Consider the following 6512-nt stretch of genomic DNA (forward strand, 5'->3'; position numbering starts at 1 on the left):
GAGAACGCCCGGCGGTTACGCCCCGCTGGCCTTCAGCATGTCCTCGCGCTCGACGATCTTCACGCGCTCGCGGCCCTGCGGCTCGCCCAGCGCCTTCTCGGCCGCGTCGAGCCTGTGCCAGCCCTCCCACGTCGTGAAGCGGACGTTCCGCTCGGCCAGGAAGGCCTCGACGGCCTCCGGCGCAGGCGCGGCGGGCGTCCGCAGGCGGCCGCCCGCGTGGTCGTCCAGGAGGTTCGCGACCGTCTCGTTCGCGTCGCCCTTGGTGTGGCCGATGAGGCCGATCGGTCCGCGCCGGATCCAGCCGGTGACGTACGTCGACTGCAGGTGCGCGCCGGCTTCGATCACGCGGCCGCCTTCGTCCGGGACCGTGCCGCTGTCGACGTCCCACGGCAGCTTGGGCAGTTCGTCGGAGAGGTAGCCCACGGCGCGATAGACGGACTGGACGTCCCAGTCGGTGAACTGGCCGGTGCCCTTGACGTTGCCCGTGCCATCGAGCTCGGTGCGCTCGGTGCGCAGGCCGACGACCTTGCCGTCCTCGCCGAGGATCTCGGCGGGCGACTCGAAGAAGTGCAGGAAGAGCTTGTGCGGGCGCTCGCCGATGTCGCGGATCGCCCAGTTCTCCAGGGTCTTGGCGACCATGTCCGCCTGCTTGTTGGAGCGGCGCGTGGCGATCGAGCCCTCGTCGTAGTCGATGTCCTCGGGGTTGACGATGACCTCGATGTTGGGCGAGTGGTCGAGCTCGCGCAGCTCCATCGGGCTGAACTTGGCCTGCGCCGGGCCGCGGCGGCCGAAGACGTGCACCTCGAGCGCCTTGTTGGCCTTGAGGCCGTCGTGGACGTTCGCCGGGATCTCGGTCGGCAGCAGCTCGTCCGCGGTCTTCGCCAGGATGCGCGCGACGTCGAGGGCGACGTTGCCGACGCCGAGCACGGCGACCTTCTCGGCCTCCAGCGGCCAGGTGCGCGGCACGTCGGGGTGGCCGTCGTACCAGGAGACGAAGTCGGCGGCGCCGTAGGAGCCGTCGAGCTGGACGCCGGGTATGGCGAGCGCCCGGTCGGCGGTCGCGCCGGTGGAGAAGATCACGGCGTCATAGAACGAGTGGAGTTCGTCGAGGCTGATGTCGTTCGGGTAGTCCACGTTGCCGAACAGGCGGACCTGCGGCTTGTCGAGCACCTGGTGGAGGGCGGTGATGATGCCCTTGATCCGCGGGTGGTCGGGGGCGACGCCGTACCGGATCAGGCCGAAGGGGGCGGGCATCCGCTCGAACAGGTCGATGGAGACACCCGGCTCGGCGGCCGCCTCGGACTTCAGCAGCGCATCGGCGGCGTAGATTCCGGCGGGGCCGGCACCGACGATTGCTACCCGCAGGGGGCGAGGCATGACAGGTTCCCTTCGACCGACAAAAGACTGGATCAAGAGAACCCTAAACTAAGGCGACCCTAACCCGGCACCCGCCCCCCGGTTATGACCCCATAAACAAGACTTATGACTTTCCCAAGACATCCTTGGGGTTGCCCGTCACACTGGAACCAGGAGGTACCCCATGGATCCGGTTGCGGCGCTGGAGCGGATCGCCTTCCTGCTGGAGCGCGGGCAGGCGCCCACCTACCGGGTGCAGGCCTTCCGGACGGCGGCCGCCGCCCTCACTCGTATGGGTGAGGACGAGGTACGGGAGCGGGCCGGGGCCGGAACCCTCGAAGCGGTCAAGGGCATCGGGCCGAAGACCGCCCAGGTGGTGCGGGAGGCGGTCGGCGGGGCGATCCCCGCCTACCTGCAGAACCTCGAGGACGAGGTCGCGGCGCACCCCGAAGGCCCCCCGGCGAGCGCTGCCGCCCTCGCCCTGCGCGCGGCCCTGCGCGGGGACTGCCATCTGCACTCCGAGTGGTCCGACGGCGGCAGCCCGATCGAGGCCATGGGGCGGACGGCGGTCGAGCTGGGCCACGAGTGGGCCGTACTCACCGACCATTCGCCGAGCCTGACCGTCGCCCGGGGCCTCTCGCCGGAGCGGCTGCGCGAGCAGCTGGAGGTGGTGGCGGAGCTGAACGAGACGTGGGCGCCGTTCCGGCTGCTCACCGGCATCGAATGCGACATCCTGCTCGACGGCTCGCTGGACCAGGAACCGGAGCTGCTGGATCAGCTGGACGTGGTCGTCGGGTCCGTCCACTCGAAGCTGCGGATGGAGTCGCCCGCGATGACGCGGCGGCTGCTGGCGGCCGTACGCAACCCCCTGATGGACGTCCTGGGCCACTGCACGGGACGGCTGGTGACGGGCCGGACCCGCCCCGAGTCCCAGTTCGACGCCGAGGCGGTCTTCGCCGCCTGCGCCGCATCCGGGACCGCCGTGGAGATCAACAGCCGGCCCGAGCGGCTGGACCCGCCGCGCCGACTGCTGCGGCTGGCCGTGGAGGCCGGCACGCTGTTCGCGATCGACACGGACGCCCACGCCCCGGGCCAGCTGGACTGGCAGCTGCTCGGCTGCGAACGGGCCGTGGAGTGCGGGGTGCCGGCCGAGCGCGTCGTGAACACCTGGCCGCGGGAACGGCTGCTGGAGTGGACCCGGACCCGCCGTCCGCCGACCGCGGCGGCCGCGGCCTGAGCCGAGGGTCCGGCGCCCGGCCACCGGCGCCCTGAGGACGCGTCGGCGAGGACCGCGTCAGCGGAGCCCGGCCAGGTCCGCCCCGCGTACCAGCAGCAGCACGACATCGGCCCCGGCGACCACCATCGTGGCCAGGAACGGGATCCGGCTCCGGCCGGTCGGCAGGCCCGCCCCGAGGAGTACCGCCGCCGCCGTCGCCGCGAGCAGCACCCAGCCGTACGGGGGCACCCGCCCGGACGGCCCGGCGACCAGGGCCACGGCCGAGCCGAGGACCAGGAGCCCCCCGACGGCCGCCGAGCGCCGGGCGCCGAGCCGGTGCGGCAGGCCCACCACGCCCGTGGCCAGGTCGTCGTCGATGTCGGGCAGCACGTTGGCGAAATGCGCCCCCGCACCCAGCAGGGCCGCCGCGGCCGTCAGCCACCACGGCGGCCAGGGCGCACCGGGCAGGCCGAGGGTGACGAAGGCGGGGAGCAGCCCGAAGGCGAGGGCGTACGGGAGCCAGGAGACGGCGCTGCCCTTCAGCCACAGGTTGTACGACCAGGCGGCAGCCACCCCGCACAGGTGCGCGCAGCCTGCGAGCCATCCGCAGGCCAGCGACAGCGGGACGCAGAGCAGCAGGGCCGTGAGCGCCGCGGCCGTCACCGCGGCGGGCCGTACCGTCCCGGAGACCAGGGGTTTGTCGCGGCGGCCCGTGGCCAGGTCCCGGCGGAGGTCCACCCGGTCGTTGCACCAGCCCACCGACAGCTGGCCCGCGGCCACCGCGGCCACGGTGAGCGCCGCTCCCGGAAGGCTGCGCCCCACGGCCGCGGCGAGGGCGGCGGCGAAGAGCGTCACGGCGACCGCGGGCACCGGGTGACAGGCCCCCAGCAGCCCGAACGGGCCCGTCGGACCGGATGCGGCGGGCGGTGACGGGCCGACTGCGGGCGCAGGCCGGCCGCTCTGCACGGGCGCTGCGGGAGTCGGCGGAGTTCCGTCTGCGGCTCGGGCGGGGGGCACGCGATCACGGTACGCCGCGCCGCGCCCGGTATGCAGGATTCATCACGAAGTGTCAGTTGTTCCCTATGTTGAATCAATGACGCGCGTCCTGGCAGTGAGCAGTGTGTTCCCGCCCCACCGCTATCGCCAGTCCGAGATCGCGGCGGCGCTCGCCCGCTTCCTGCCGCCGGGGGCCGACACCGCCTTGCTCCACCGGCTGCACGCCTCGGTGGGCGTCGAATCCCGCCACCTCGCGCTCCCGCTGGAGCGCTACGGTCCGTCGAACGACTTCGGCGGGACGAACGCCCTCTTCGTGGAGACGGCCGAGGAGCTCGGCACCCGCGCCGTCGAAGCCGCCCTGGCCGCCGGCCACCTGACGGCGCGCGAGGTCGACCTCGTCATGTCGACCACGGTGACCGGGCTCGCGACGCCCTCGCTGGAGGCCCGCCTCGCCACCCGGACCGGTCTGCGCCCCGACGTGAAGCGACTGCCGCTCTTCGGCCTCGGCTGCGCGGCCGGCGCCGCCGGACTCGGCCACCTCCACGACTACCTCGCGGGCCGCCCGGACCACGCGGCCCTGCTGCTGTCCACCGAGCTCTGCTCCCTCACCCTGCAGCCCTCGGACACCTCGATGGCGAACCTGGTGGCCGGCGCCCTCTTCGGCGACGGGGCCGGGGCCCTGCTCGCCGTGGGCCGGGGCCATCCGCTGCACGGGACGAGGCCGGGGCCCTCGGTGGTCGCCACGCGAAGCCGCCTGTACCCCGGCACCGAGGGGCTCCTCGGCTGGGACATCGGCCACTGGGGCTTCCGGATGGTGCTGGGCCGTGAACTGCCCGCCCTGGTCAGGCTGCACGTGGCCGAGGAGATCGAGACGTTCCTCGCCGGGCACGACCTCAAGCCGCCGGACGTCGACGCGTGGATCGTGCATCCCGGCGGGCCGAAGGTCCTCGACGTGCTGGCCGACGCGCTGGCGCTGCCGGACTCCGCCTTCGCGGCGAGCCGGCGCTCGCTGGCGGAGGCGGGCAACCTTTCCTCGGCCTCGGTCCTGCACGTCCTGAACGCGGTCCAGACCACCGGGCCGCCCGCACCGGGCTCGATCGGGCTGATGATCGCCTTCGGACCGGGCTTCGCCTCCGAACTCGTCCTCCTGCGCTGGTGACCTCATGCCGATGAACCCGATCAACCCGATCAACCCGATGGACCTGTACCTGCTGCTCATGGCTCTCGTCGTGGCCGAGCGGCTCGCCGAGCTCGCCGTCGCCCGCCGCAACACGCGCTGGAGCCTGTCCCGCGGCGCCATCGAGTACGGCCGCGGCCACTATCCCGCCATGGTCGCCCTGCACACCGCGCTGCTGCTGGGCTGCGTGGTGGAGCCACTCGTCGCAGACCGCCCGTTCCTGCCCGCGCTGGGCTGGCCCGCGCTCGCCCTCGTACTGGCGGCCCAGGGCCTGCGCTGGTGGTGCATCGGCACCCTCGGCCCGCGCTGGAACACCCGGGTGCTGGTGGTCCCGGGGCTGCCGCTGGTGGCGGCGGGGCCGTACCGGCTGCTGCGCCATCCGAACTACGTCGCGGTCGTCGTGGAGGGTGCGGCGTTGCCGCTGGTGCACACCGCCTGGATGACGGCGGCCGGATTCACCGTGCTGAACCTCCTGCTGCTCGGCGTACGCATCCGCTGTGAGGAGGACGCGCTGGCCCATGCCGCGCCGGTCTACCGCAGTGCCGCACCGGCGGAGGGCAGGGCCCGGTGATCGACCTGCTCGTCGCGGGCGGCGGCCCGGCCGGGCTGGCCACGGCCATCCACGGGGCGCTGGCCGGGATGGAGGTCGTGGTCCTGGAGCCGCGCCCCACCCCGATCGACAAGGCCTGCGGCGAGGGTCTGATGCCGGGGGCCGTCCGCCGGCTCCAGGAGCTCGGCATCTGCGTGCCGGGCAGTCCGTTCCGCGGCATCCGCTACCTGGACGGGGTGAGCGGCCTGCACGCCGATGGGCTGTTCCGCACCGGGCCGGGCCTCGGCACCCGCCGCACCGTCCTCCAGGCGGCGCTGGCCGAACGCGCCGAACGGCTGGGCGTACGGGTGCTCGCGCGGAGCGTGGGCGAGGTCCGCCAGGACGCGGACCGGGTCGGCGCGGCCGGCCTGACGGCCCGCCACCTCGTGGCGGCGGACGGCCTGCACTCCCCCGTCCGGCGCGGCCTGGGCCTGGCGGCGCCGCCCGCCCCCGGCCGGCCGCCCCGCTACGGGCTTCGCCGCCACTACGCCGTGGAGCCCTGGAGCGATCTGGTCGAGGTCCACTGGTCGGCGCACTGCGAGGCGTACGTGACCCCGCTGGGGCCCGACCGGGTCGGCGTGGCGGTCCTCACCACCGAACGCGCCCCCTTCGACGTACAACTGGCCCGGTTCCCGCTGCTGTGCGAGCGGCTGGCCGGGAGCTCCGGTTCGGCGGTGCGCGGCGCCGGGCCGCTGCGCCAGCAGGCCCGGGCGCGGGTCGCGGGGCGGGTGCTGTTCGTCGGGGACGCCGCCGGGTACGTGGACGCGCTGACCGGCGAGGGGCTCACCCTGGCCGTGACGGCCGCGGGCGCACTCGTCCGCTGCGTACGGGAGGGCCGGCCGCAGGCGTACGAGCGGGCCTGGCGGGAGCTGTCGCGCAGCTACCGCACGCTCACCGCGTCCTTGCTCTGGGCGCGCCGGCAGCCCCGGCTAGCGGGGCGGATCGTCCCGTTGGCGGCCCGGCTTCCGAGGGTGTTCACGCACGGGGTCAACCTGCTCGCGTAGGACGGCGGTACCGGCGGTACCGGCCGACGTACGCATGCCACGGGGGCGGGGGGGGGGGGGGGGGGGGGGGGGGGGGGGGGGTGGGGGGGGGGGGTGGGGAGGGGGGGGGGGGGGGGGGGGGGGGGGCGACCGGGTGGCCGGAGAGTGGAGTATTGCGGGGCTCCTTCGCGTGTT

At 74.2% G+C, this 6512-nt stretch carries 6 protein-coding genes; 4 read left to right on the forward strand and 2 right to left on the reverse strand.

Annotated features, from left to right (window positions below; translation table 11 throughout):
* Positions 1 to 15: 15 nt before the first annotated feature.
* The gene (locus tag ACZ5WG_RS14910) at positions 16 to 1377 is read right to left on the reverse strand and encodes an FAD-dependent oxidoreductase (RefSeq protein ID WP_468723267.1); all 1362 of its coding nucleotides are present in this window, start codon (positions 1375 to 1377) and stop codon (positions 16 to 18) included.
* A gap of 163 nt (positions 1378 to 1540) precedes the next feature.
* On the opposite strand from ACZ5WG_RS14910, the gene ACZ5WG_RS14915 reads away from it, so the two are divergent.
* Entirely contained in the window at positions 1541 to 2593 is a 1053-nt protein-coding gene (locus ACZ5WG_RS14915; protein WP_468723268.1) for a PHP domain-containing protein, read from the forward strand.
* A gap of 57 nt (positions 2594 to 2650) precedes the next feature.
* Here the strand turns inward: ACZ5WG_RS14915 and ACZ5WG_RS14920 are convergent, their stop codons facing one another.
* Positions 2651 to 3442 carry a UbiA family prenyltransferase gene (locus ACZ5WG_RS14920; protein WP_468723269.1) on the reverse strand — a complete coding sequence of 264 codons (792 nt, stop codon included), beginning with the start codon at positions 3440 to 3442 and terminating at the stop codon, positions 2651 to 2653.
* Positions 3443 to 3665: 223 nt separating this feature from the next.
* Here ACZ5WG_RS14920 and ACZ5WG_RS14925 point away from each other — a divergent pair, with 223 nt between their 5' ends.
* From ACZ5WG_RS14925 to ACZ5WG_RS14935, 3 genes are read left to right on the forward strand one after another with little or no spacing between them, the layout of a single operon-like run.
* The gene (locus ACZ5WG_RS14925; RefSeq protein WP_468723271.1) at positions 3666 to 4727 is read left to right on the forward strand and encodes a type III polyketide synthase; all 1062 of its coding nucleotides are present in this window, start codon (positions 3666 to 3668) and stop codon (positions 4725 to 4727) included.
* A 37-nt stretch (positions 4728 to 4764) separates the two neighbouring features.
* Positions 4765 to 5316, forward strand: coding sequence for an isoprenylcysteine carboxyl methyltransferase family protein (locus ACZ5WG_RS14930; RefSeq protein WP_468723907.1), 552 nt, complete (start codon positions 4765 to 4767; stop codon positions 5314 to 5316).
* A complete protein-coding gene (locus ACZ5WG_RS14935) occupies positions 5313 to 6338 on the forward strand; it encodes an NAD(P)/FAD-dependent oxidoreductase (protein ID WP_468723273.1) in 1026 nt (341 codons plus the stop codon). Before ACZ5WG_RS14930 ends, ACZ5WG_RS14935 begins: the two co-directional genes overlap by 4 nt.
* Positions 6339 to 6512: the final 174 nt, after the last annotated feature.

The organism is Streptomyces sp. NPDC032745, from assembly GCF_055579465.1.